The following is a 26,913-nucleotide window of genomic DNA, read 5'->3' on the forward strand; positions in this document are numbered from 1 at the left end:
AGCATAATTATGTTAGCATTTGTGGTGAAATGCCCTATACTCTTACTTAATAAAGACTATACACTTTTTCAACTATTACTGTCATATCGTCTTTTATCTTTCCACCAGAAAGCTCTTTTGCCTTCTTAATGATCTTTTTACTCATCTCCTTAGGATCATTACAATTTAAATCTTTAATGAAATTTTCCAGCCATTCCGAAGTACCGGCAACCTCACTATTATAATCCAATATTCCATCGCTGACCATTATTATAAAATCTCCATTTACAACTCTTTTATTTATTATTTCTATATCTGGTTTATCAAGTACACCTATTGGCAGTGTCTTTGATCTTATTACATCTATAGAATCTCCTCTTTTTATAAAACTTGCTACTGCCCCAACCTTTATGAAGTCTACTTCACCCTTATATAAATCTATACTACTTAAATCCAGTGTCGAAAATTTTTCATCTTGTGTAAATTTAATACTCATGATGGAATTTACTGTATTTATAGCTGTGAGTTTATTAAACCCTGATTTGGTAAATTTCTCTATAAGCTTTACTGATGCATCACTTTCTTTATTGGCTTGAGGTCCTGAACCCATTCCATCACTTATAATAGTCATATAGCTTCCATCAGGAAGTTTTCCATAAGTATAACTATCTCCACTCAGCTTTTCACCATTTTTACATGTCCTACTTACATAGGCTGAAATATGATACTTTGGTGTCTCCTCAAAAACTATACTGCAATTTTTCATTTCTGAATCTATATTGCATCCATCATCACTTACACACATAAGCTTTCCCGCAATATTATTTATAAGAGGTAGTACTTCTTTTATACATTTTTGTTGGCCTCCACATGCCTCCATAGACATTTTTACAATCAAATGATTGTTTTTGTCATTAAAGCAAAATATGTCTTTATAATGTATTTTATTCTTAGTAAGTATTCTTCGTATTCCATTCTCTATTTCAGGATTAAATTTTATATTCATATTAAATTCATCAACTATTTCTGATACTGATGTACTCATATTTCCTATTTGCCCTGCAAGCAGTTCCCTGCACTCACTTAATCTATTTCTCCACATTTCACTTATTATATAGTTATTTACAATATCTTGGGTATTATCCATAAGTATTGTTCTCTTTATACATTTTTTATCTAAACTTTTAGGAATAACCTTTTTATTTGCTTGATAATTCTGTATAATCTCTGAAAACATATTATAAGTGTTATAACTTTCCCTTCTCCAACACAATGTTTTCATAGAGCAATTAGAGCAAACTCTATCTGCTAAATTTTCAACTAGAGCACTACTTTTATTTTTCATAGCCAGTTTATCATTATCGGCTAGCTTTCCCAGAGTAAGGGACATATTAGATAGTACATCTACAAAATTATTAAGCTTTTCAACTAAAATGCCTTTAATTTTTTCCGCATAATTTTCTCTTTGATATTCCCTCTTTTTTTGCCAATCCAATTCTACTTCCATTTGCTGGTATACCTTTTTAGGTACCGCTATAAATATAGCACAACCTATTAATATCTCAGGTATTTTAAATTGAGGCCCTATATTGGAATATAGCTTCAATATTATAAAGGCTACAATATACGAAGATGCACTCATATATTTTCCTGTTTCTCTAAAAATTCCTGAAATAAGACCACACAAGCCATATACGGCAACATAAACAAGCATTTGGTTTGAAGTTATTCCTATTATTGCTCCCATAGCTACCCCAGATGCTGCTCCTTGAGCACTTCCTTTTACATATCCAAGTATAAGTATAAGAGTTAAAGCTGCTATATTTCTAAAAGATACCCCATATATAGCTATACCCCATGTTCCAGATATTATAAAAGATGCAGTAACGGCCATGCTTATTATTTCTTCATTACTATAAAGATGTCTGGTTTTTAATTCTCTAAAGCATATTATTGAATAATTAATAATAAAATATAATGGAAAGATACATAAAACTTCAAAAAAGGAGTTAAAAAGGGATACTGTAAATGAAAACTTCACGATCAGAAATTTATAAAATAGTATTTCAGCAAAAATTGAAGAAAATATCAAAATAGATTTTTTCATTTTACTTATTTCACTGACAATATATCCTATAACAGCTATTGTAGCGCTCACTGTACAATACATAGCCAAATATCTTATATTTCCATACGTGGAAATATAACCAAATAATGTTCCCAATGCTGACAAAACAATGATTTTCCTTTTCTCAGATACTATAATAGCGGTAAGAAAAGCTATTCCAAAAGGAGCCATTAAATTTATCATCATGACTCTGCCAACTAAAAACGCTGCTAAGAAATAAGATGCAAGTTTCACTATATCTGATAATTTTTCAGACCTATTTTTCTTTTCTGTACTTTTAAGCTTCTCCGTTCTCTTAAAAGGAGATACTTCTACTCCATATTGCATTATAAATCACCCACCTCATAAAAATAACTGTTTTTATTATAACAATACTTGCTGGAAATAAATGTCACAAGCTGATAGAAGTTCATATTTTTTTTAGGACATTTATTACTACGTTTTTTGTTGATTTTTATTTTAGACAATTATTTTTATAAAAGTGAGTTTAATTATTTTTATATGTCGTTTATAGAGTTTACTTACAGAGAGTTCTAAAATATCCACACATGCCTTATAATATTATCCACAATGTGACTTATTTTATTTTAAAATTGTTAATAACCAAAAGGACTTTACTATAATCGAGTAAAGTCCTAAAAATATAAAAAAAGCTGTTAAACAACAGCTTTTAAATACACTATAAAATTAATGGTTGCGGAGGCAGGATTTGAACCTGCGACCTTCGGGTTATGAGCCCGACGAGCTACCAACTGCTCCACCCCGCGTCATAAAATGGTGCTGAATACTGAAATGAACCGATACGAACTTTAAAGCCCGCAGGATTTTACATCCTGTGTGTCTGCCCGTTCCGCCACTCCAACATCTCTTAATATACAAATTGGTAGCGGAAATAGGAATCGAACCTACGACACTTCGGGTATGAACCGAATGCTCTAGCCATCTGAGCTATTCCGCCATATAAAATTAATGGTTGCGGAGGCAGGATTTGAACCTGCGACCTTCGGGTTATGAGCCCGACGAGCTACCAACTGCTCCACCCCGCGTCATAAAATGGTGCTGAAGACCGGAATCGAACCGGTACGGGTTTTAAAGCCCGCAGGATTTTAAGTCCTGTGCGTCTGCCAGTTCCGCCACTCCAGCATCTCTTGATTGCTCAACTCAGCAACATAAATTATTATATATCATAAACTTCATAATGTCAACTGTTTTATAAAACTTTTATTGATTAAAAGAAAGAGGCTACTTAAGCCCCTTATAATAACAGGTCTAATAATTAGAGGATTTCTTATATCCTCTACCCTTTGAATCTTGATGTTTTTTAATATCCTGAAATCTTTCCTCACTATCTTTCAAAAACTTAGATAATCTATCTTCAAAATTTCCCTGTGTCTGTTTACCCTGCTCTTTATTCCAATCTATCTCCATAGGTCTTGAACTTTTCTTATTAGATTTAGCTTGTTTAATGGACAAACTTATTTTACCATTGTCATCAATGGAAATAACCTTTACTGTAACTTTATCCTTTTCCTTTAGATAATCTCTTATATTTTTCACATAGGTATCAGATATCTCAGATATATGCACTAATCCAGTTTTACCATCTACTTCAACAAAGGCTCCAAAATTAGTTATATTAACTACTGTGCCTTCCAGTATGCTTCCTGCCTTTAAGGTCATATTAAAAAGACTCCTCCTTAAAAATAATATATAATAATAAAATTTACAAACTAAGTATTAATTTTTCGTGTTTATTACAGGAGTTTCACCTTGTTTGATAAAACCCAATTTTTCTCTTGCCAATTTTTCAATGTACATACTAGATGTAGACATATTAACTTCTTCCTGTAATTTTATACTTTTTTGTTTCACTCTTTGCTCTTCAAGATTTTTATTACTTATTTGCTTTTTTATATTTCTAATAGTTATTTGCTGATTTACAAATATGTAGCCTGCATATAAAACCAATAACATAACAATTATATTCTTAGCTTTAAATTTCACTTTCATTTGTATCACCGTTTTCCCCATCTTCTAAATATACATAGAATACTTTAACTTGTGTAATCAACTAAAACCATCTTTTATTAATCTATAATTATATTGTAATTTGATTTTCAATTTTATTCAAGTTATTTTTTATAATTTCTATTTTTTTTGAATTTATTTCGATAAATAATAAACTGAACAGGATATAAAATAAAATTTACCGTTACCCTAATCAGCCTTCCACATAATTCAAATATTTTTTTTTCAATATTAAAAAGAGTTTTACTAAGTATTTTAAAATAAATATATATACCTGAACCTATCCACAAATAAACATAAGCATCTGTATATGCATAGTTGGTGTACAGCAAAAATACAAAAACAGTTGCTCCTGCAAATATCCAAAATAAAATATCCTCAATAAAAATAACTATTTTACTTAAAACAGAAACTCCCCTGATAATTCTATAAATGTCAAATAGAATTCCTGTTATAATCCCTGCAATAAAACTAAATATTATAAGTCTAAGTTGAACACTTATTGACATAATCATTAAATAAAACCACCTTTAGGACAACATAAAAATAAATTTAGGTATTATTCCAATTTTATTTAAACATCTTTGAAATTATACTTTTCTTCTTTTTCCTAGGCTGGTTATTTGTATATATGCAAGAATTTATAGTTCCCATTATAACTACCTGCCCATTTTGGACATCTAGTTTATTCATCTTAAGAGATGATCCTTTTACATTTAATGATCCTAAATTAGTATTCAATAATATTTGTTCTTCATTGAAACTAATCACTTCAATTATTCCTGTAATAATCAATCTCTTTCTATTTTCAAGACTCAGTGAATTCTTCTTACTATCTAAATTTGTTTCTTTTCTCTCCATAAAACATCCCTCCACCTATAATAATTATATGTAGGTGAAGTTGTATATATTCCCTATTATATTTGTATATCCTATTTTTCTAAAACTATTTCATACATATTTTGGGCATCTTCTTTAGTGACATGTTGTTTAACATCCAAAACCCTCACCTTTAATGTGCTATTTGCATACCTAATTTCAACTATGTCCCCTTCTTTTATCTCATTACTAGGTTTAGCAATTTTTCCATTTATACTTATCCTATTACCCTCACAAGATTCTTTTGCTACTGTTCTTCTTTTTATTATTCTCGATACTTTGAGATATTTGTCTAACCTCACAATACACTCTCCTTGTTAAAACAAAAAACCTAGATTTTCACCCAGGTTCTTTGAAAAAATAATTTACTTATTTACCCTATCTTTAAACTCTTTGCCAGCCTTAAATACAGGGACTGTTGATTCTGGTATAGTTATTTCTTCCTTGGTCCTTGGATTTCTTCCAATTCTTGCAGCTCTCTTTCTTGTCTCGAACGTTCCAAATCCTACCAATTGTACTTTATCACCTTGTTCGAGTGTATCTTCAACACTCTGTATAAAACCCTTCAAAGCTGCTTCCGCATCTTTTTTAGTTAAATTTGACTTCTCTGATATACTTGCAATTAATTCTGATTTATTCACCTTTTTTACCTCCTTAATAGTTGAATGCTATACCTTGGTATATTAGCATATTCTTCATTAACTCAAAAAATCCTTCTTTTTTTGCACATTAAAGACTAACTTTATTTATTTTTAGATTCTTCCCAAAATTTATTCATCTGCTCAACGGTCATATCTTTCATATCCAATCCTACAGATTTAGCTTTGTCCTCTATGTATGCAAATCTTTTTATGAATTTCTCTATAGTATAATTTAATGCAAATTCAGGGTCTATGTCAAGGATTCTAGCAACATTTACTCCCGCAAATATCAAATCCCCTATTTCTTCTACTATTTTTACCCTTTCATTACTTTTATATACATATTTTACCTCATTGTATTCTTCCAATACTTTATCCAAGGCATCTTCTACTTTATCAAAATCAAATCCAATTGAAGATGCCTTTTTCTGAACTTTATCTGCTCTAATTAATCCCGGTAAAATTTTTGCTATATGTTTTAATTCATCTGTATAAGTCTTTAATCCTTGTTCCGATTTCTTTATTTTATCCCAATTTTGAATTACATTATTTGAATCTTTTACTTTTACACTTCCAAATACATGAGGGTGTCTTTCAATCATTTTCTTACATATTCCATTTATCACATCATTAATATTAAATGAGTCTTCTTCTTTGGCTATTTGAGAATGAAAAACCACCTGAAATAATACATCTCCCAATTCTTCTGCCAATGATCTATCGTCTTTTGCTTCTATAGTCTCTATGACTTCATAAGTCTCTTCAATTAGAGATCTCTTCAAACTTTCATGGCTCTGCTTCTTATCCCATGGGCATCCATCATTGCCTCTTAGTCTATCCATTATATTAAGTAAATCCCTAAAATCATATAATGCCTTTGAACCTTTTGGTATGTAAATCGAAGTAAGATAATCTATATCTCCCTGCCTGTCGAGATCATATAGTTTTATTTTCCTTATTGATTCAAATTCTTTGACTCCAGCAGCTCTTATAAAATATATATCTATGTTTGGTTCATAGTACTCCATCAAAGCTAACTTAACATCTGAAGAAATAAATTTATCATAAACTTGAGTTATTATAAGCCCCGTTTTATTATCCATATTATGAGACTTTATATCAAATGAATCTATTATCTTTAATCCTTCAATAATGTCTATTTTTAAGCTTTCAAAAATGGCATCTATAAAGCTTACAGATGGAACTATATCTATATCTACAGAATTTTCCTTACATATTTGCAAAAGCAATATAACAGACTTTTCTGCTACGAGAGGATGTCCAGGCACTCCATATACTATGTTTCCAAATTCTTTTTCCTTGTCAATCAAATCTTTAGCTATAAATTTGTATACATCCTCAAAATTTTCCGCATTATCATATACAGTATCATAAGTTTCAAATTCTATATGCTCACTTTTCAAATATTCTACCGTAGGATGTTTTTCTGTTCTTAAATAAATTTTAGATGAATTTCTTAATATATTTATTGTTCCAATAGTAATTGACTCCAAAGATCCTGGACCTAATCCTATTACTTTAATCAAAGCCACCTCTCCTTTATTTTTTTATGATCCTATTTTTAATTTCACTATATTTAAATATTTTAAATATAATTAATAGGATCATATATATAATCATTCCCAAAAATATAGCAGCAAAGCAGGCAAATCTACTACTCATTGTATAATTATAGACATTCATATAAATAAATACAACTGCAATTATCATTAAAATAGATGCAAATAATGGTTTAACCAACACTTGAAAATAATTTATACTTATATGCAATTTTCTCTTTAACATAACTATATTCAAAATAGCTGCTATAGCATAGCCAATTGTACTTCCAAATATGGCTCCATATATATTTATATGAGGAATAGGAACTAAAGATAAAGTAATAATTATTTTTATAAAACATCCTATCGCCAGATTAACAACAGGAAGTATATAATATCCTGAACCTTGTAGTATTGCAGTTGAAGTCTGTGCAATTATTATAAATATAATTGATATAGATGAATATTGTAATATATTAAATCCATTTGATTGTCCTGGAAATATTAATTCTAGAATAGGATGAGCAAGAGTATAAAGTCCAAACATACATGGTAAAGCTATTACCGTAGAGAGCTTAAATGCTAGATCAACTTTACTTATCAATTCAAATTTTCTATTTAAAATATGATATTCTGCTATTATAGGTACAAGTGAAGCGCAAAGAGCCGTTGATAATGTCAATGGAATATTTATAAGAATAAATGCTTTACCTGTAAGTTGTCCATATAATATTGTCGATTGCTTGAATGTATATCCAGCCTCCAAAAGTTTTTGCGGTACCAAAGCTGAATCTATAAGACTCATTATACTACTCACTGCAGCTCCTATAGATACCGGAATTGCTATATATAAAAGTACACTCAACACATCTTTATTATCTGGAGTATGTTTTATATGTATATCCTTTCTTACATCAAAATATTTCTTAATTAAATATAGCCCTCCAAATAATCCTCCTGCTGCCGCTCCAAGTGCTGCTCCTCCAGCTGAATATTCTATACCCCTTGGCAACAGTATATATGCCAGTCCTACTCCTACAACAACTCTTCCTATCTGTTCAATTACTTGAGATACAGCAGTATAATTCATATTTTGCATGCCTTGAAAAAATCCCCTAAATGCACTCATTATAGATATGAACATGGGCGCAAATGCTATAGCTACCAGTGAATAATATGATTTATTATCCCATCTAAGAAAATGTATTATAGGTCTTGAAAAAATTAATAATATTGCAGAGAAACCTGTTCCAAGTATAAACATCAATAGTATTGATTTTCTCAATATCTGTATTACCCTTACATAATCTTCTGTTGCATAGCTTTCTGATACCATTTTAGAAACTGCTACAGGTATTCCTGAAGCTGCAGCTATAAAAAACATATATAGTGGAAATGACATTTGATAATATCCTACTCCTTCATCTCCAATAAGCATTTGTAAGGGCCATCTAAAAAACAAGCCTAAAAATTTACAAAGCATACCTGCTGCCCCTAAAATAATAGTTCCCCTCATAAGTGATTGTTTTATCATAAAAATACCTCCGAATGACATGATTCAAATCATTTTAAATAATAGTATATATGTTTATAATTATTTTAAATGTATCACTATTATTACTTACGGTGAGTATTTTTTATATTATTGTCAATAATTTATTAATGAGTGAATAATAAAAAAATGTAATGGCAGTTTTACTGCCATTACATTATTCCTCCATTTGTTTTCCTAAGAAGGATGATGCAGTTTCAGCTAACTTAATTTCTACATCGCCAAAATTCACATCTTCTTTTGAAGCTATTATAACAGCTCCAATTGCATCTCCTCCTGCTATAATAGGTGATATAACTTGAGCCGAATATTTTTCTATTGCATCCTCGTCATCATATATATCAATTATTTCCTTTTCCGACAGAGAAATCAATTTTCTATTTTCAATAGCATCCTCCAACTCCTGACTTATTTTTTTGTCCACATATTCTTTTCTAGGAGCACCACTTACAGATACTACACTGTCAGTATCACATATTAAAACTATATTTCCTATAGTTTGTTCAAGCGATTCTACATATCCTTTAGAAATCTCGCTCAATTCATCAATAGGTGAATATTTTTTTAAAATAACTCCTCCCTCCCTATCTGTAAATATCTCAAGAGGATCTCCTTCTCTTATTCTAAGAGTCCTTCTTATCTCTTTTGGTATAACTACTCTACCCAAGTCATCTATACGTCTAACTATTCCAGTTGCCTTCATACGATATTCCTCCTTAAATTGTGTGAGTGTATTAATATTATTTTTCTAAATATGAAATTTTATACACAATTGTTACTAAAATTATGAAAAATAAAAATAACCCCAATTAAATTTGATAATTAAGGTTATTTTTATTAGTTATTATAGTATATTTTTTTCTTTTTTGGTTATTTTCGCATCTTTTTTCCATTGGGTAGTTTTTTCATTTATTAACTTAGTCTTTGAATCACTTTCCAGTTGAGTCTTTATAGTGCTTTTTACCTCTGAAAGCTTTTTGACTGGATATGTTATTTTATTTGTACATTTTATTATATGCCAACCAAAACTACTTTGTACTGGATCTGATGTCTGTCCTGCTTTCAATGCATTAGCTCCAGCCATAAATTGAGAATCATAATTGGTGTCATTAGCTTTTATGGTTCCTAAATCTCCACCTTTAGTCTTAGTAGCTGTATCCTGAGAAACTTCCTTGGCAACAGTATCAAAACTTTCTCCCTTATCAAGCCTTGACTTTACTTTTTGAGCATCAGCTTTAGTTTTTACTAATATATGTTTCAAAGTCATCTTATTAGGCAATTCAGTGTATTTATCCTTGTTTTTATTATAATAATCTTCAATCTGCTTATCTGTAATCTTTATATTTTTTGTAAGATACTGACTTATGCTCTCCTGTACTTCTTGACTTTTAACTTGAGATATATACATATCCTTAAAAGCTTTTTCCGTAAGCCCCTGTTGACTTAATGCTGCCTTAAACTTGCTCTCGTCTCCTGAAAAATATTGCTTTTTCATTTTATCTATTTGCGTCTGTGCATCAGAATTTATTTTAGAATCACTAGGCATAATATTTAATTCCTTTGCCTTTTGGCTTAACACTAATTGAGTAATCATATTATCTAATATCTGTTCTTTTTGAGATTTAATTATACTTGTAGCTTCTTCATTGCTTGAATAATTATCTCCATACTGCTGTTTTGCCTGGGCAATTAATTGAATTGTATTTGGATCTTTATTCAATTGATCATTTGTTATCTTTTCACCATTAACTACTGCTACTGCACTATTGGCTATGGCTTCAGGTGTTTTTTGTATCATACTACATCCTGAAATTGAAACTGCTACCACAGCTGCAGAAAGAACACTAAATATTTTTTTCTTATTAATCACTTTTACTCCTCCACTCTTCTATGTATTAAAAGTTTGTGTAATCATTGATTTTTATTTATATAATATAAACTAATCTTATCATAAATATCCATCTATGAATATTAAATTTTTTAATCGTTTTTGTCTTGAGCTTTCAACATAAATTCTGTCATCTCTTTTACTTTTAATATCAAATCTTTTCTTTTAATATCCTTAATTCTGTATCCAAAACCTGGTTTACCACTTAATTTTAAAATTATATTTCTCCCAAAGTGCTTTAAAACAGATTTTAAGACATCTTGGTTAATTCTTCCTTCATTCTGGAATAGAAATACCACTTCATCTTTATTATCCTTTATTTCCTCTATTCCAAGCTTTTTACCAACACTCCTTATGTACGATATGTTCATAAGATTATAAACTGATTCTGGTATAGTAGAAAATCTATCTTCTATTTCTTCTTGTATATCAATCATATCATCATATGAATCTATGGCGGCTATCTTCTTATATATTTCTATCTTCTGTACTTCATTGTTTATATACTCATTAGGTATATATGCATCCACTTTGAATTCTACTGCAGTCTCTACAGGTTCCTCCTTTATCTCACCTTTTATCAATTTAATGGTATCCTCAAGCATACTGCAGTATAGATCATATCCTATAGCTGCCATATGTCCATGTTGAGATGATCCCATCATGTTACCTGCTCCTCTTATTTCTAAATCTTTTAAAGCAATTTTAAAACCAGATCCCAATTCTGTAAAATCTTTAATAGCTTTAAGTCTCTTTTCTGCAACTTCCGTTAATATTTTATCTTTTCTATATGTTAGATAGCAATAAGCTATTTTATCTGTTCTTCCTACTCTTCCTCTTAATTGATATAACTGAGATAAACCCATTTTATCTGCATTATAAATAATCATTGTATTTACATTTTGAATGTCCATTCCTGTTTCTATTATAGTAGTGCACAACAAAACATCGGATTCATTATCCATAAATGAAATCATAGCAGTTTCAAGCTCTCTCTCCTGCATTTGTCCATGAGCTACAGTTAATCTAGCCTCAGGTACCAGTTTAGTAATATAGTCTGCCATCTTGCTTATACTCTCTACTCTATTGTATACAAAGTATACCTGGCCTCCTCTACCTATTTCCCTTAACAAAGCATCTCTTATTAATTGATCGTTATATTCAACTACATAAGTTTGTATTGGTCTTCTCTGCTCTGGTGGCGTTTCTATGACGCTTATATCCCTTACCCCTACCAGAGACATATGAAGTGTCCTAGGTATAGGTGTAGCACTTAATGTCAATACATCTATATTCTTTTTTATTTTTTTTATTTTCTCTTTATGAGTAACTCCAAATCTCTGCTCTTCATCAATTATAAGAAATCCTAGGTCTTTAAATTGAATATCTTTTTGAAGTATTCTATGCGTACCTATAAGTATATCCAGTTCTCCACTTTTTAAAGCCTTTATGGTTTTTTTCTGGTCTGATGTTGTCCTAAATCTACTTATCATATCTATTTTTATAGGAAAATCCGAAAATCTCTTTACAAAATTATTATAATGCTGTTGTGCAAGTATGGTTGTAGGGACTAAAAAGGCTACCTGTTTTCCATCCATAACAGCTTTAAAAGCAGCCCTTACCGCTACTTCGGTTTTGCCATATCCTACATCTCCACATAGGAGTCTATCCATAACTTTATCTGATTGCATATCTGTCTTTATATCTTCTATTGCTGACAGTTGATCTGGCGTTTCTTCATAAGGAAATTCATCTTCAAATTGTTTCTGCCATACTGTATCTTTGGAATATTTATATCCTTTAACTGTAGATCTTACTGCATATAATTTTACCAAATCTTCTGCTATTTGTTCTATAGATTTTTTAGCTTTTCTTTTAGCCTTCGCCCAATCTGCACTTCCGAGTTTATTTATCTTTGGATTTTTACCTTCATTTCCTATATACCTTTGTACCATATCCAACTGTTCTACTGGTACATATAATTTATCATCTGAATAGTACATAAGCTCTAGATAATCTTTTTTATGTCCTTGAACTTCAAGTTGTTTTATACCCTTGTATACACCTATACCATGATTTACATGAACAACATAATCTCCAGGTCTAAGTTCAGTAAAGCTTGTTATCTTTCCTACACCTTTTCTTGGAGATTTTTTTCGTTTTTTTCGTTTTGATACACCAAAAGCATCCCTGTTTGATATAACGGAAAGGTTTAAATCAGGATACTCAAAACCATTTAATTGACTTCCAAAAGTTATTACTATCTCACCAGATTTAATTTCATCTACATTATCCTTGTAAGTACTTTCTATATCTCTATCCCTTAACGTTTGAGCTAATCTTTCTCCTCTAGGTCTTGTACCTGCTAAAATCAAAATTCTAAATCCATTTGATTTTTTTTGTTTTACATCCTCAATAAATAAATCCATTTGATCTTTATAATTATTAAGGGTTATCTCGGAAAATTCAACTTTAGTTTTAGGAACTAATTCCTTATTGGATTTAGGAATAGCATCCATGGTTATAATATCTCTATCTTTTAAATTTTCCAATATTTTAGACTTATCTACTATTAATTCAAATTGTTTTGGTAAAACACTTCCCTTGTCAAGGGTATTTCTATAATTCTGCTCAAATTCAAAATACACACTGTCCAATTTGCCATTACATCTATTTACGTCATCTAAAATCACAAAATAATCTTTCGCATAATCTAGAAACAAAGATGGATTATCATAAAAATAAGGTAAAAAACTATCTATAGTTTCAAAGCTCCAATTTTCTTTAAGAGATTCTAAATCTCTGTTTATTATTTCACCTATATTTTTTTTGGTGTCATACTCTTTAGCATTTTCTAGTTTTTCTACAATCAAATTTTTATCTTTTTCTATGGCTTTATATCCGTTTTGAATTTTTTCATTATCAAGTATTATCTCCTTGGCAGGAAATATTTCTATACTTTTAACTTTTTCAATACTTCTCTGTGATTCTGTATTAAAACTTCTTATAGATTCAATTTCATCTCCAAACAACTCTATCCTATAAGCTTGTGCCAAAATAGGTACGTATATATCTAATATTCCACCTCTTATAGAAAATTGTCCTTTAGAATTTACAACATCAACTCTTTCATATCCACTTTGAATTAAGCTTTTGCTCAACTCATTTAATTCAAGATTTTTACCTACTGATAATTTAAAAGTATATTCTTTATACAATTTTACAGGTATATATGTATAAGATACTGCTTCTATACATGTAATTATTATTTTTTTACCTTTATTTAACATATGCCTGATTACTTTAAGTCTTTCCCATCTCAAGTCACCAGATATAGCTTCTATATTGTAATTATAAAAAACTACTTCCTTGGTGGGGAAGTAATATACTTTTGTTTCATAAAAAGATAGATCCTCATATAATTTCCTAGCTTCCATATCACTATGTGTAAGAATCAGAAACGATTTATTTAACTCATTATATACAGAATCAATTAAATAACTTCTTCCAGATTCTGAAATTCCAACTATCCCAATAGGATAATTATTATCTGCCACTGAATTCATAATGTTTTTAAATTCTTTACTACCCGTAATTGGCTTTATAAGTCCATTTAGTCTCATTTTAACAACCACCTAAAAATTCTGAGTTATAAATTAACGCACAACAACCGTTAATCCCCTACTTAGATTAGAGATTGACGGCAAATACTACTATTTTTTAAATATCCATACCATTAAATTTATTCATAGCTTCTGGTACACCTTCAATTATAATGCATTTAACTACATCTATTACAATTTTAAAAACCTTTTCTATATGTTTTTTATCGTCCTTTTCAAATTTTCCCAAAACATAAGATACTATATTCATATTTGGCTGACCAACGCCTATTTTTATCCTCACAAATTGATCAGTATTTAGATTTTGTATTATATTTTTTATTCCATTGTGTCCTCCATGACTACCTTTCTGTCTTATTCTGATTTTTCCTATGGGAAGACTTATATCGTCCTGAATCACTATTATATTTTTACTGTCTACTTTATAAAAGCTTGCTAATTCACTTACACTTTCACCACTTAGATTCATATAGGTGCTTGGCTTTAACAACATGACTTTATTAGAATCTATCACACCTTCTCCATAAGTACCCTTAAACTTATTCTTGCTTATACTTATATTTTGATCCTCACTTATAAAGTCAAGTACATCAAATCCTACATTATGCCTGGTGTGATCATACTTATCTCCAATATTCCCTAATCCAACTATCAAATACATTCTTCTACCTCAATCCCTTATAAATTGCGATGGAAAACAAGTAACTATTTTCCATATATTATAGAATAACCCTGCTAATTTTATGTATGGAAGTTCTAGCTTAACAGATATTTAAAGTTAAACCTTAATTAATACTATTTAATTAATACTAAAGTTAATAGTATAGTACAATATAATACTATACTATTAACTTTAAATAATAAAGGTATTTTATAGTGTTTTATTTAAAAATCATTTATCTTGTGGCATTTTATATAATATTACCTCTAATTCTATAGTATTTCCGTTTCTTAATATTTTACACTTAATTTTATCTCCAATTTTATGAGAATTAACAATTTCAGATACATCGCTTAAACGAAGAACTCTCTCGCCATCTAATTCCAGAAGTATATCTGTGGGTTTTATGCCTGCCTTAAAAGCTCCGCTATCTTTTAAAACTTCCTGTATATAGATTCCAGACAATTTATTATCTGCTGAAGTTACTCCTTCACCATATATTCCAAAATAAGGTTTCGCAACTTTTCCGCCATTCATAAGTTGTTTTATTATACTTTTCACCTCATTTATAGATATTGCAAATCCTATTCCTTCGGTATTCTGTCCTGATCCAAATTTAAAACTATTTATACCTATTACTTGACCATCTATATTACAAAGCGGTCCCCCACTATTTCCTGGATTTATAGCTGCATCAGTTTGTATAACCTTATATACTAATCCATTATATTCTATTTTTCTATTAAGAGCACTTATTATTCCAGCTGTAACTGAACCCGAAAAGTTTTCTCCCAAAGGATTTCCTATTGCAACTGCAGTATCACCTATTTTAACTTTAGATGAATCACCTAATTTGGCTTTTGGCAGATTTTGTGCATTTACTTTTATTACTGCTAGATCTGACTTTTCATCTGTACCAGATATAGATGCATCTAATATTTTCCCACTTGAGAGTTTTACAGTTACCTTATCCGCATTTTCAACAACATGATAATTTGTAACTATATAGCCTCCTGAATCTATTATTATACCAGAACCAGTCCCTGTATCCTGCATTCCAAAATACCCCTCTGACTTGTTGCTTATGCCAACCACTGTAGGTCCAACTGATTCTGCTACTTTAGTCACAGGGTTTTCCACTTGAGAATTACTATTTGAAATAACTTTTTTATTATCTTTTTTAGTTTCCATTAATGTCTGATTATTGGGCGTATAAGTAGTATTAGATTGTTTTTTATTTGCTGTATATGCTCCTGATATTCCACCAGAAATTACAGCTAATAGTATAAATGAAATAAGTTTAATAATCTTTTTTATATTTGATTTCTTTCTACTACTAATAAATTTTATTTTAGATTCACCATTATTTACTTGTTTCCATTTTGCATCTTTTACGCCATCATATTTATTATCATCCATTAATTTACTCCTTATAATCCTCGAATTTAGAAACATTATAATAAATCTTTTTTACATAAATATGAACATACTGTAATGATTTCTTAAATCCTTTTTAGTGTAAAAGTAAATTCTACTCCTCCACTTTCCTTATTTTTTACCCAAATATCTTCACCTAACTGGGTTAATATGCTTCTTACTATTGACAATCCCAAGCCAGTACTTACCTTGACTGTTCTGGATTTATCTCCTTTATAAAATCTATCCCATATATGCTTCAAATCTTGTTCACTTATAGAAGGTCCATCATTAAAAATTGATATAATAGCTTTGTTTGACTTGGATTTAGTATAAACTTTTATATTGCCACCTTCATTTACATATTTTATAGCATTATCTACGATATTTGTAATTATTTGTATGGTTCTGTCCTTATCTGATAATACAAATAATTTATCATCTTCCATATACACATCAACTTTTAATTTTTTATTCTTTATTTTGGATTCAAATTTTATTATACACAATCGTATAGTTTCATTTATATCTAATTTTTCAGTTTTAAGTTTGAACTGTCCTGCTTCTATAGAAGACAAATCCAATAAACCATTTACCAATCTCGTGAGCCTTTGTATTTCAGAATAAGTTAGTGAAAGATAGTATCTTTGTTTATCCTTGGGAATTACTCCATCTAAAATACCACCTATAAATCCTTTTATTGATGTTATTGGGGATCTTATTTCATGAGATACATTGGATATAAATTGCCTTCTGTTTTTATCCACGGCTTCAAGAGAATTTGCCATACTATTAAAAGATTTTGCAAGCACACCTATTTCATCCTTGGAGTCTATGTAAACTCTTTTTTCTACATCTCCTTTTGATATTTTTTCTGCAACATTATTTATTTTTCCAAGAGGTCTTATAATTATCCTCTGAGAAAAATAATATATTACAATACAAGATATTATAATGGCCATAGCTGCTGATGACCATATTATTTCATATACTCTCCTCAATGGTTCTTTTAATTCACTTAGGGATGTATGCATCATTATAGCTCCCCTAAATGTATCATTTTCAAAGATAGGTATTTCAAATGTATGAACTGGTGCAATAAATACATCTGAATAAGTTCCCCTTTTATCTATAGTTTTATTTTGCCTAAGTTCTGCCAAGTCACTAGTAACTATTTGTTTAGAAGTGGCTATTAATTTTTTATGTTGGTTTTTTGATACCGAGTATACATAACCATAGTTATCTACAAGCCATATATCTGCCGATAGATAATTTCCTATGTAAGTTATAGTATTATTTATATCATCGGAGGTTATATTTCCATTTAAATATTGAAGTGCTCTTACTTTTATAAGTTCAGACTCTCTAAGTAATTCATATTTTCTTTGATTAAAATAATAGCTTTCAAACCAATATGATAAAAATGCAGATGTCATAACAAAACTTACTACAATTATTGCAGTAAAGGTCGCTACAAGTTTTGAAAATAAACCTTTCTTCATGCTTATTTCACCTCAAACTTATACCCTACACCCCATACAGTCTCTATCTGCCAATTATATCCTCCTTGAAGCTTTTCTCTTAATCTTTTTACATGTACATCAACAGTTCTCGAATCTCCTGGATAATCATAACCCCAAACTTCACATAAAAGCTGTTCTCTTGTAAATACTCTATTTTTATTATTTGCTAAATAATACAATAATTCAAACTCTTTAGGTGGCATTTTTATTTCATTGCCTTTGTATACAACTGTATAAGAATTTATATCTATAGTTAAATACTCGAATTTTAATACTTCCTTATTTTCATTATCTGAACTATATCTTCTAAGTACTGCTTTTATTCTAGCAAGCATTTCTTTTGCTTCAAAAGGTTTAACTATATAATCATCAGCCCCCAGTTCAAGTCCAAGCACCTTGTCAAAAGTTTCCCCTTTAGCTGTAAGCATAATCACAGGAGTATCAAAATCTTTTCTTATCCACTTCAATACATCTATTCCATCTACATTCGGCAACATTATATCCAATAATACCAAATCAGGCTTATAAGTTAAAAAGATGTCTTGTGCCGACTTTCCATCATGAGTTACATTAACTTCGTAACCTGCACTTTCAACATACATCTTTATTACTTCACATATATTTTCATCATCGTCTACAATTAAAATTTTACCAATGGATCCATCCATCATGTTACCCCCCTATAGGCGTATTAGTTATATAATATTAATTTAACACAAATACACTATAATATAATAGTATATATTTAAAATGTTACAAATAAGTTACATATATTTATTATAAATAAAAGCATGTAGAAATATTTCTACATGCTAATCAATACTATTCTTGAAGTAGTTTATCTACTTGAATATCATCAAATAATTTACTTACTGATATATCCTCATATATTCTTCTTATAGCTTCTGCAAATACAGGAGCTACAGACAATATCTTGAATTTATCAAGCATCTTTTCTTGTGGTAAATTTATAGTATTCAGCATAACCAATTCTTTTATACATGAATTTTCAATTCTTTCAATAGCCGGTCCAGATAAAACTGCATGACTACAGCAAGCATAGACTTCCTTTGCTCCCCTTTCAATTAGGGAATTTGCTCCATTTGTTATAGTACCTGCAGTATCTATCATATCATCTACCAATATAACTGTTTTATCCTTAATATCTCCAATTATATTCATAACTTCACAAACATTAGCCTTTGGTCTTCTTTTATCTATAATAGCTATTTGAGTATGAAGCTTATCCGCAAACTTTCTAGCTCTAGTTACACTTCCCAAATCTGGTGATACTACAACTACATCTTCTCTATTATCAAAACCATTTTCGACAAAATACCTAGCAAGTATAGGTACTCCAAGTAAATTATCCAATGGAATATTAAAATAACCTTGAATCTGTGATGCATGTAAATCCATAGTAAGTACCCTGTCTGCACCTGCTGCAGTTAATATATCTGCAACAAGTTTTGCTGTAATTGGATCTCTAGCCTTAGCCTTTCTATCTTGCCTAGCATATCCATAATAAGGCATTACTGCAGTTATTCTTCCTGCTGATGCTCTCTTGAATGCATCAATCATAATCAAAATCTCCATTAAATTATCATTCACAGGATTATTTGTTGATTGAATTACAAAAACATCCCTTCCTCTTACGGTCTCATTAATATCAACCGATATTTCGCCATCGCTAAAAGTAGAAACTTTTGACTTTCCAACTTCCATTCCTAAAATATCTGCTATTTCTTTTGCTAAACCTGGATGAGAATTACCCGTAAAGATTTTAATGTTTTTACCATGGGTTATCATTTTTGTAAAGCCCTCCTAAAAAATTTTATTTATTAAGTCCTTTTTTATATACCCAGTCTTTCTTGTTTACTTGCTTAGCCCTTGCTATTGCTAGAGCCCCATCAGGGACTTCATTTGTTATAGTAGAGCCTGCAGCTATGTATGTATTATCATTAACCTTAACTGGAGATACCAAATTTGTATTACATCCTATAAATGAATTGTCTCCAATTATAGTTTTATACTTCTTCTTGCCATCATAATTAACTACTACTGTACCACATCCAAAATTACATCCAGAACCCACTTCAGCATCTCCTATATATGTAAGATGCGATACTTTTGTTTTGTCTCCTATTGAAGACTTTTTAACTTCAACAAAATCTCCTATTCTTACAGAATTGCCAATCACACTTTCAGGTCTTATATATGCAAAAGGTCCTACAGTAGTATTACTCCCTATTTTACTATCAAGTATTACTGAACTTTGAATTGTAACATCTGACTCCACAATACTATTATCTATCCTGGATCCAGGATATAAAACACAACCTTTATCTATCTTAGTTTTACCCTGAAGTACATTTTGAGGATAAATCACAGTATCATTACCTATCTTCACATCAAAATCTATATAAGTAGTATCAGGATCAATTAAAGTTACTCCATTTTCCATATGTTTCTCATTTATCCTATGCCTCATAATTTTTTCAGCTTGGGATAATTGTAATCTTGAATTTACACCTTGGGTTTCTTCAAATGGAACTGGAAGTGCACCAACTTTTTTTCCTGATTTTTTTAATATCTCTATAACATCAGTTAAATAATACTCCCCTTGAGCATTATTATTATCTATTTTATCTAAACTATTCATTAAACTCTCTATGTCAAAACAATACATGGACGAATTTATTTCATTGACCTTTATGTCTTCTGAAGAACAATCCTTATGCTCTACTATCTTTAAAACCTCTCCATTTTCTTCTCTTATAATTCTGCCATATCCACTGGGATTCTCAACTATGGAAGTCAATATAACTGCACTATAGCCACCTTTGTTATGGAAGTCCATGAGTTTTTTAATACTTTCTTCCTTTATCAAAGGTGCATCCCCTGTAAATACCATTACAGTACCTTTTTTGTCCTTTAAAAAATTTTCAGCACAGATAACCGCATTTCCTGTGCCTAACTGTTTTGCTTGAATTGAATATTCAACATTTTTTAACTCTGTAGCTTTTCTTACCTTTTCTGATCCAGTACCTATAATTACATCTATATTATCCACTTGTGCTTTTCTAATTTCATCTATAACTACATTTACCATTTCTTTTCCACAAACTTTATGAAGTACTTTTGGTGTAGAAGATTTCATCCTTTTTCCTTCGCCAGCTGCTAATATTATAGCACAATTATACATTTAAACACCTCTTTATAGCTTTAAACTACAACTTTATAACTTATATTACACAAAACATCCATTATTATTATATTTTATATATTGACTATTTGCAACATCAGGAATAATAAAAAGGAGTATTTCTACTCCTTTTTATTATTCCTGCACCTTATTTGTAATAGTATCTTCATTTTTTACTTTCTCATACTCATCAAGAATAGCTTTTTGTATCTTCTCTCGAGTTTGAGTATTTATTGGGTGAGCAATATCTTTAAATTCCCCATCAGGAGTTTTCCTACTAGGCATTGCAATAAAAAGACCATTTTGACCTTCTATAACTTTTATATCGTGGACAACGAATTCGTTATCAAAAGTTACGGAAACAATAGCTTTCATTTTACCCTCAGCAGCAATTTTTCTAACTCTAACGTCTGTAATTTGCATATAATCCACCTCCAAGATGCTTATGTATATATTATTCTCTAAAATTTATATTTTTCCTCCTTATTTTTTTAAAAATTTAAAAATTTTTTGAAAGTTTTATTATTTGAAATTTTCGGAAGGAAATAACTGAGCTTCTCCATGTTCATCAATCCCTTTAAAGTCAACTATAGAAGTATATTCACGTACTAACTTCTTTGGAGTTTCTACATTATCTATAAGTACTCCAATACCCACAAGTTCACTTTCAAATTCTTTTAAAAGATTAATTATGCCGTTTGCTGTACCTCCTGCTCTCATAAAGTCGTCAATAAATATGCATTTACTTTTCGTTTTCATTGCTTTTTTAGATAATGACATATTTTGAATTCTCCCTGTGGAACCCGAAACATAATTTATAGTAATAGTAGACCCTTCAGTAAATTTTGTTTCTCTTCTTACAACTACAAGTTGAATTCCAATCATTTTTGCTACTTCATAGGCAAGCGGTATTCCTTTTGTTTCAACAGTGACTACATAATCAATCTTTTTGGATATAAATGCAGATGCCAATATCACACCTGCACTATATATAATTTGAGGATTAAACATGATATCAGTCATATAAAGAAATTCTCCTGGTATTATTCTTTCTCTATCTTTTAAAATAATACACAACTTTTCAGCAAATCCCTTACTTTTTTCATATGATATTCCACATACATATTTAATTCCCCCAGCTGCTCCTGATACAGTTTCAATTTTTCCCATGTTAAGTTTAGTAAGAGTATCTCTTACCATAACTATATCTTCACTAACCGTAGACTTTGCTATATTAAACATTTCAGTAAAATTATTTAAACTTATTATCTTGTTGGGGTTTTCAAACAAGACCTTAGTTATAGCTGCTATTCTATGGTTCCTACTGAACTTCTGCATTTTATCACCTATTCTATTCATAAAAATTTACGAATAATTTGTTAAAATTTTATTCTATTATTCATATTGTATTCTAAAAAAATAAGTTATTCAACTATTATCTGCGAATAAAATACAGATTATAAAAATTTTTTAATAATAACTTCTAAAATTATGTTTTTTTGATTTATTTTTGTATATAATTATTTAGGAATGCAATATTAAGAGGAGTGATCTGTTTGTTATTTGACTTTATAAAAGATAGAAATAAGAAAATATATTTTATCGGTATAGGTGGCATAAGTATGAGTGGGCTTGCAGAAATTCTTATAGAAAAGGGATTCTCGGTATATGGCTCAGATATTAAGACTTCACCTATAACTGATAAATTAAAATCTCTTGGTGCTAATATATTTATAAATCAAGTTAAGGAAAATATAACTTCTGATCTGGATTTAATAGTATATACAGCTGCCATATCAGAAAATAATCCGGAACTGGTAAGAGCAAAGGAATTAGGTATTTCTCTTATGACAAGAGCTGAATTTTTAGGACATATAATGAAAGGACATAAATATAATGTAGCTATTGCCGGAACTCATGGAAAAACTACAACTACCTCCATGATGTCCAATATATCTTTAACTGCTAATTTAGATCCTACTATATTGGTGGGAGGCCAATTGGATATAATAAATGGAAATGTAAGAGTTGGAAATAGTGAATACTTTATTACAGAAGCTTGTGAATACAAAGGTTCATTTCTTAGATTTTTCCCATATATAGGTGTGATTTTAAATATAGATGCAGATCATCTTGATTATTATAAAGATATATATGATATACAAAATGCATTTATAAAATTTGCCAAATTAATACCTGAAGATGGATATCTTGTATGCTGTAGCGACAATGAAAAAATTGCTAAGGTTATTTCAAGTGTAAGCTGTAAAATAATTACTTATGGCTTGAACAGTGGAAATGTAACAGCCAAAAATATATGCTATGATGAAAAAGGTTGTGCAAGTTTTGATGCCTATAAAGACAATAAATTCATACTATCAGTAAAATTAAATGTTCCAGGAAAACACAACATATTAAATGCTTTGGCAAGTATTTGTTCATCATTAATATTAAGTATTCCTGAGGTAAAAATTTCAGAAGGATTGAATAATTTTAAAGGTGCCCATAGAAGATTTGAAATCAAAGGTAAAAAGAATGGAGTTATAGTAATAGATGATTATGCTCATCACCCAACTGAAATCAAAGCCACATTAAGTGCAGCAAAAAACTATCCTCACAAAAGAATATTTTGTGTGTTTCAGCCACATACTTTTTCCAGAACATTGAGTCTATATGATGAATTTACAAAAGCATTTGACAATGTAGATGAATTGATATTAGCTGATATATATGCAGCTAGAGAAAAAGATACACATAAAGTTAGTTCAGCTATGCTGTCAGAGGATATATCCAAGAAAGGAGTAAAATGTAGAAATATCCATGACTTTAATAATATAGTATCCTATTTAAATGATACTCTAAAAGATGGTGATGTACTTTTTACCATAGGTGCAGGTGACGTATTTAAAGTAGGAGAATTATATTTGAAAAAATAAATTTATATAAAATGTGTAAAACCTCTGAATATAGTAAATACTACAAGTAATTACTATATTGGAGGTGTGTTAATTTGAAAAACTTTTTAATATCAGCTGGAGTAGATATTGTATTGATTTTTATTGCTTATTATCTATTCAAAAATATACTGAATGGACCTATAAGACATAAGATATATGAAAAAATATTTAGTTCTATGGCCAAATTTATAATATACGTGTTTTTAATCACTATAAGTATAAATGCTATTATAGCCTTTTCATTATATAGGACTTCTTATATAGCATATATAAATATAATTGCTCCAGCTGTTGTATCAATATTGGTAGGTTTCCTAATGTCCACAGTTCCAACTAGAGGTACAGGTGACTCATCAGTTTAAACAATATTGTTTATTTACTGATATATAATATGATATAATAAGTGTAATAAAATACATTATTTGCCGAGGAGTTGTTTGAAATGAAAGAAAAATATAGCCAGCTATTTAAGGTTATACTAAAATCATATTATAATGGAAATTTCGAACAAAAAATAAAAGAAATTTTATCAGAAAGCACTATTGATAAAGAAGAACTATGTTCTGTAATTTCTTCACTTTGTGGAACCAATATACCATATAGTAACAATTTTACATCCGATTTAAAAAATACTATAGAAAACTATAATAAAAACAATAAAATAGTAAATAAGACTAAACTCTGTTCTCTAGATTGTAAGAATGCAAATGGTGCTATTGCCTGTGTAAAGTCTTGTCCTTTTGATGCTATACTTGTAGATAGCAATAAAAATACAACTTATATTGACACGGATAAATGTACAGATTGTGGAATATGCGTGGAAGCTTGTCCGTCGGGTGGTATAATGGATCAAGTTCAATTTTTACCATTAGCAAATATATTAAAAGATAACTCTCCTGTAATTGCTGCAGTAGCACCAGCAATAATAGGGCAATTTGGCAGCGACATAAAAATAGGTCAACTTAGAAGTGCTTTTAAAAAAATGGGTTTTACTGACATGGTGGAAGTAGCATTTTTTGCAGATATGCTCACATTAAAAGAATCCATAGAATTCGATCATTATGTAAATAGTGAAGATGATCTTATGATAACCTCATGCTGTTGTCCTATGTGGGTTGGTATGTTAAAAAGAGTATATAAGGATTTGGTAAAATATGTATCTCCTTCGGTTTCACCTATGATAGCTGCAGGTCGAGTTATAAAAAAATTAAACTCAAATTGCAAGGTTGTATTTGTTGGACCCTGTATAGCCAAAAAAGCTGAGGCAAAAAATAAAGATATAGCAGGAAGCATCGACTTTGTACTTACATTTCAAGAATTAAAGTATATATTTGAAGCTTTTAAAATAAATCCTTCTGAACTTGAAAATGATGAATCCTCCGAGTATGCTTCAAAAGGTGGAAGACTCTATGCTCGTATAGGTGGTGTATCCATTGCAGTAAACGATGCAGTAGGAAGAATATTTCCTAAAAAAAAGAATTTATTAAAAGCAATTCAAGCAAATGGAATAAAAGAATGCAAGGAAATTCTTTCAAAAGCCCAAAATAATGAAATGCATGCTAATTTCATAGAGGGCATGGGATGTATCGGTGGTTGTGTAGGTGGACCTAAAGCTATAATTTCTAAAGAACAAGGCAAAAAACATGTAGATGAATTCGCAAATAATTCAGATATCAATGTAGCAGTAGACAGTGTATGCATGAATACCATATTGAATAAAATAGGAATCAATTCTATAGATGACTTTAAAGATCCCGAAAAAATATCCATATTTGAGAGGAATTTCTAAACTACATAAAAAATATTATTAGTTTGACATAAATTTTATTTTATGTCAAACTAATAATTGTATAATTACTTATAAAAATTAATAATATGTTATAAGGTTCAATTTAATATTAATTAATACTAGATTGATTAAAAGGGAAGTTGAGTGCAAATCTCACACGGTCCCGCCGCTGTAAAAGTAAAGTCTTTATTAAATATCACTGAAAAATCGGGAAGATTATAAAGATGATGATGCTTAAGTCAGAATACCTGCCTATAATATTAATCCATTAACTCTACGACAGATAGGGAGGGTTTTCAATGTGTCCTAATTACGATTATATTTAAACCCCTCAGTGTTTTTTTGCTGAGGGGTCTTTTACTGTAATTATACAATTGTAAAAAATTTATTTTGGAGGCTTTTTATGCATATAGAAGATGGTATACTTTCACCACAGTCCTGGGGTACTTGGTACGCTATTAGCGCAGTATTTCTTATTCCTGGTGTTAAAGAAATAAAAAGGAGAGTAAAGGAAAATTTATATTACAAACCTTTTCTAGCAATGATGGGAGTAGCAGTATTTATTATATCGGTAATGCACATTCCCGTACCTGTAACAGGTTCTTCTTCTCATCCCTGTGGCACTGCCCTGGCAGCAATAATAGTTGGCCCCTTTGCAACTACAGTAATTTCGGCAATAGCTCTGTTTTTTCAGGCAATATTTCTAGGACATGGTGGTATAACTACCCTTGGAGCAAATAACTTTTCCATGGGTATAGTTGGGGGAATTTCAGGATACTTGATATGGAAAATATTTAGATATTTTAAAAGTCCTCTATGGCTTGCTGCTGGCGCAGCAGGAATTGTAGGAGATATATTAACGTATTTAACTGCAGCTTTTGAACTTGCATTAGACTTACATGGCAATATTCCATTTTTTAAACAATGGATGGTATTTTTCTTCGGATATGGACCAACTCAAATACCTCTAGCTATAGCAGAGGGTGTTTTTACTGCAGTAATTATTCAAGTTTTAGCTTCTAGAAGACCAGATCTTATGCCTAATGTTTTATTTAAACCAAAAGACAAGGAGGCTATTTAAC

24 protein-coding genes, 4 tRNA genes and 1 riboswitch are annotated in these 26,913 nt (G+C 30.0%); of the genes, 4 read left to right on the plus strand and 24 right to left on the minus strand.

Annotation, left to right across the window (positions count from 1 at the left end):
- Nucleotides 1–46 precede the first annotated feature (46 nt).
- The 24 genes from spoIIE to purR all read right to left on the minus strand — a co-directional run bounded on the left by spoIIE (nt 47) and on the right by purR (nt 22,423).
- Nucleotides 47–2,434: a stage II sporulation protein E gene (spoIIE, locus tag KM800_RS10410; RefSeq protein WP_217813010.1), complete on the minus strand. Its 2,388-nt coding sequence runs from the start codon at nt 2,432–2,434 to the stop codon at nt 47–49.
- Between the two features lie 364 nt (nt 2,435–2,798).
- Nucleotides 2,799–2,874 (minus strand) — tRNA-Met (locus tag KM800_RS10415).
- 114 nt (nt 2,875–2,988) lie between these two features.
- Nucleotides 2,989–3,065, minus strand: a tRNA-Met gene (locus tag KM800_RS10420).
- A gap of 12 nt (nt 3,066–3,077) precedes the next feature.
- Nucleotides 3,078–3,153: transfer RNA gene (locus KM800_RS10425), tRNA-Met, on the minus strand.
- 8 nt (nt 3,154–3,161) lie between these two features.
- Nucleotides 3,162–3,250 (minus strand) — tRNA-Leu (locus tag KM800_RS10430).
- A gap of 126 nt (nt 3,251–3,376) precedes the next feature.
- Nucleotides 3,377–3,787 carry a S1 domain-containing RNA-binding protein gene (locus KM800_RS10435; RefSeq protein ID WP_017753204.1) on the minus strand — a complete coding sequence of 137 codons (411 nt, stop codon included), beginning with the start codon at nt 3,785–3,787 and terminating at the stop codon, nt 3,377–3,379.
- Nucleotides 3,788–3,844: 57 nt separating this feature from the next.
- Nucleotides 3,845–4,117: an FtsB family cell division protein gene (locus KM800_RS10440; protein WP_023625339.1), complete on the minus strand. Its 273-nt coding sequence runs from the start codon at nt 4,115–4,117 to the stop codon at nt 3,845–3,847.
- 122 nt (nt 4,118–4,239) lie between these two features.
- Nucleotides 4,240–4,650 carry a spore cortex biosynthesis protein YabQ gene (gene yabQ / locus KM800_RS10445; protein ID WP_217813011.1) on the minus strand — a complete coding sequence of 137 codons (411 nt, stop codon included), beginning with the start codon at nt 4,648–4,650 and terminating at the stop codon, nt 4,240–4,242.
- A 55-nt stretch (nt 4,651–4,705) separates the two neighbouring features.
- The gene (gene yabP, locus KM800_RS10450) at nt 4,706–4,996 is read right to left on the minus strand and encodes a sporulation protein YabP (RefSeq protein ID WP_217813012.1); all 291 of its coding nucleotides are present in this window, start codon (nt 4,994–4,996) and stop codon (nt 4,706–4,708) included.
- Between the two features lie 71 nt (nt 4,997–5,067).
- Complete coding sequence (locus tag KM800_RS10455) at nt 5,068–5,316, minus strand: RNA-binding S4 domain-containing protein (protein ID WP_217813013.1); 249 nt, start codon at nt 5,314–5,316, stop codon at nt 5,068–5,070.
- A 63-nt stretch (nt 5,317–5,379) separates the two neighbouring features.
- The gene (locus KM800_RS10460) at nt 5,380–5,673 is read right to left on the minus strand and encodes an HU family DNA-binding protein (RefSeq protein ID WP_330655597.1); all 294 of its coding nucleotides are present in this window, start codon (nt 5,671–5,673) and stop codon (nt 5,380–5,382) included.
- A gap of 83 nt (nt 5,674–5,756) precedes the next feature.
- On the minus strand, nt 5,757–7,202 hold the full coding sequence (mazG, locus tag KM800_RS10465) for a nucleoside triphosphate pyrophosphohydrolase (protein ID WP_217813015.1): 1,446 nt from the start codon (nt 7,200–7,202) through the stop codon (nt 5,757–5,759).
- Between the two features lie 13 nt (nt 7,203–7,215).
- Entirely contained in the window at nt 7,216–8,751 is a 1,536-nt protein-coding gene (locus KM800_RS10470; RefSeq protein ID WP_217813016.1) for a putative polysaccharide biosynthesis protein, read from the minus strand.
- Nucleotides 8,752–8,926: 175 nt separating this feature from the next.
- Nucleotides 8,927–9,472: a stage V sporulation protein T gene (gene spoVT, locus KM800_RS10475; protein ID WP_217813017.1), complete on the minus strand. Its 546-nt coding sequence runs from the start codon at nt 9,470–9,472 to the stop codon at nt 8,927–8,929.
- Nucleotides 9,473–9,613: 141 nt separating this feature from the next.
- Nucleotides 9,614–10,639 carry a peptidylprolyl isomerase gene (locus KM800_RS10480; RefSeq protein ID WP_217813018.1) on the minus strand — a complete coding sequence of 342 codons (1,026 nt, stop codon included), beginning with the start codon at nt 10,637–10,639 and terminating at the stop codon, nt 9,614–9,616.
- Nucleotides 10,640–10,749: 110 nt separating this feature from the next.
- Nucleotides 10,750–14,280: a transcription-repair coupling factor gene (gene mfd / locus KM800_RS10485; RefSeq protein ID WP_217813019.1), complete on the minus strand. Its 3,531-nt coding sequence runs from the start codon at nt 14,278–14,280 to the stop codon at nt 10,750–10,752.
- Nucleotides 14,281–14,377: 97 nt separating this feature from the next.
- Nucleotides 14,378–14,941, minus strand: coding sequence for an aminoacyl-tRNA hydrolase (gene pth / locus KM800_RS10490; RefSeq protein WP_217813020.1), 564 nt, complete (start codon nt 14,939–14,941; stop codon nt 14,378–14,380).
- A gap of 231 nt (nt 14,942–15,172) precedes the next feature.
- The gene (locus KM800_RS10495) at nt 15,173–16,360 is read right to left on the minus strand and encodes a S1C family serine protease (protein WP_217813021.1); all 1,188 of its coding nucleotides are present in this window, start codon (nt 16,358–16,360) and stop codon (nt 15,173–15,175) included.
- Nucleotides 16,361–16,443: 83 nt separating this feature from the next.
- Nucleotides 16,444–17,859 carry a sensor histidine kinase gene (locus tag KM800_RS10500; protein WP_217813022.1) on the minus strand — a complete coding sequence of 472 codons (1,416 nt, stop codon included), beginning with the start codon at nt 17,857–17,859 and terminating at the stop codon, nt 16,444–16,446.
- Between the two features lie 2 nt (nt 17,860–17,861).
- Nucleotides 17,862–18,548 carry a response regulator transcription factor gene (locus KM800_RS10505; RefSeq protein WP_217813023.1) on the minus strand — a complete coding sequence of 229 codons (687 nt, stop codon included), beginning with the start codon at nt 18,546–18,548 and terminating at the stop codon, nt 17,862–17,864.
- Nucleotides 18,549–18,702: 154 nt separating this feature from the next.
- Nucleotides 18,703–19,689 (minus strand): ribose-phosphate pyrophosphokinase, encoded by a 987-nt coding sequence (locus KM800_RS10510; protein ID WP_217813024.1) that lies wholly within the window; start codon nt 19,687–19,689, stop codon nt 18,703–18,705.
- 25 nt (nt 19,690–19,714) lie between these two features.
- A complete protein-coding gene (glmU, locus tag KM800_RS10515) occupies nt 19,715–21,085 on the minus strand; it encodes a bifunctional UDP-N-acetylglucosamine diphosphorylase/glucosamine-1-phosphate N-acetyltransferase GlmU (RefSeq protein ID WP_217813025.1) in 1,371 nt (456 codons plus the stop codon).
- Nucleotides 21,086–21,220: 135 nt separating this feature from the next.
- The gene (gene spoVG, locus KM800_RS10520) at nt 21,221–21,508 is read right to left on the minus strand and encodes a septation regulator SpoVG (protein WP_217813026.1); all 288 of its coding nucleotides are present in this window, start codon (nt 21,506–21,508) and stop codon (nt 21,221–21,223) included.
- A gap of 99 nt (nt 21,509–21,607) precedes the next feature.
- Entirely contained in the window at nt 21,608–22,423 is an 816-nt protein-coding gene (purR, locus tag KM800_RS10525) for a pur operon repressor (RefSeq protein WP_217813027.1), read from the minus strand.
- Nucleotides 22,424–22,641: 218 nt separating this feature from the next.
- Here purR and murC point away from each other — a divergent pair, with 218 nt between their 5' ends.
- From murC to KM800_RS10545, 4 genes are all read left to right on the plus strand, one after another.
- Nucleotides 22,642–24,021: a UDP-N-acetylmuramate--L-alanine ligase gene (murC, locus tag KM800_RS10530; RefSeq protein ID WP_217813028.1), complete on the plus strand. Its 1,380-nt coding sequence runs from the start codon at nt 22,642–22,644 to the stop codon at nt 24,019–24,021.
- A 74-nt stretch (nt 24,022–24,095) separates the two neighbouring features.
- Nucleotides 24,096–24,404, plus strand: a complete 309-nt coding sequence (locus KM800_RS10535; RefSeq protein WP_217813029.1) for a hypothetical protein — start codon at nt 24,096–24,098, stop codon at nt 24,402–24,404.
- An 80-nt stretch (nt 24,405–24,484) separates the two neighbouring features.
- The gene (locus KM800_RS10540; protein WP_217813030.1) at nt 24,485–25,831 is read left to right on the plus strand and encodes a [Fe-Fe] hydrogenase large subunit C-terminal domain-containing protein; all 1,347 of its coding nucleotides are present in this window, start codon (nt 24,485–24,487) and stop codon (nt 25,829–25,831) included.
- A gap of 77 nt (nt 25,832–25,908) precedes the next feature.
- Nucleotides 25,909–26,102, plus strand: a riboswitch (cobalamin riboswitch).
- Nucleotides 26,103–26,234: 132 nt separating this feature from the next.
- Nucleotides 26,235–26,912: an energy-coupling factor ABC transporter permease gene (locus KM800_RS10545; RefSeq protein ID WP_217813031.1), complete on the plus strand. Its 678-nt coding sequence runs from the start codon at nt 26,235–26,237 to the stop codon at nt 26,910–26,912.
- Nucleotide 26,913 lies beyond the last annotated feature (1 nt).

Source organism: Clostridium tyrobutyricum, from assembly GCF_019144085.1.
GTDB classification, from domain to species: Bacteria; Bacillota; Clostridia; order Clostridiales; family Clostridiaceae; genus Clostridium_B; species Clostridium_B tyrobutyricum_A.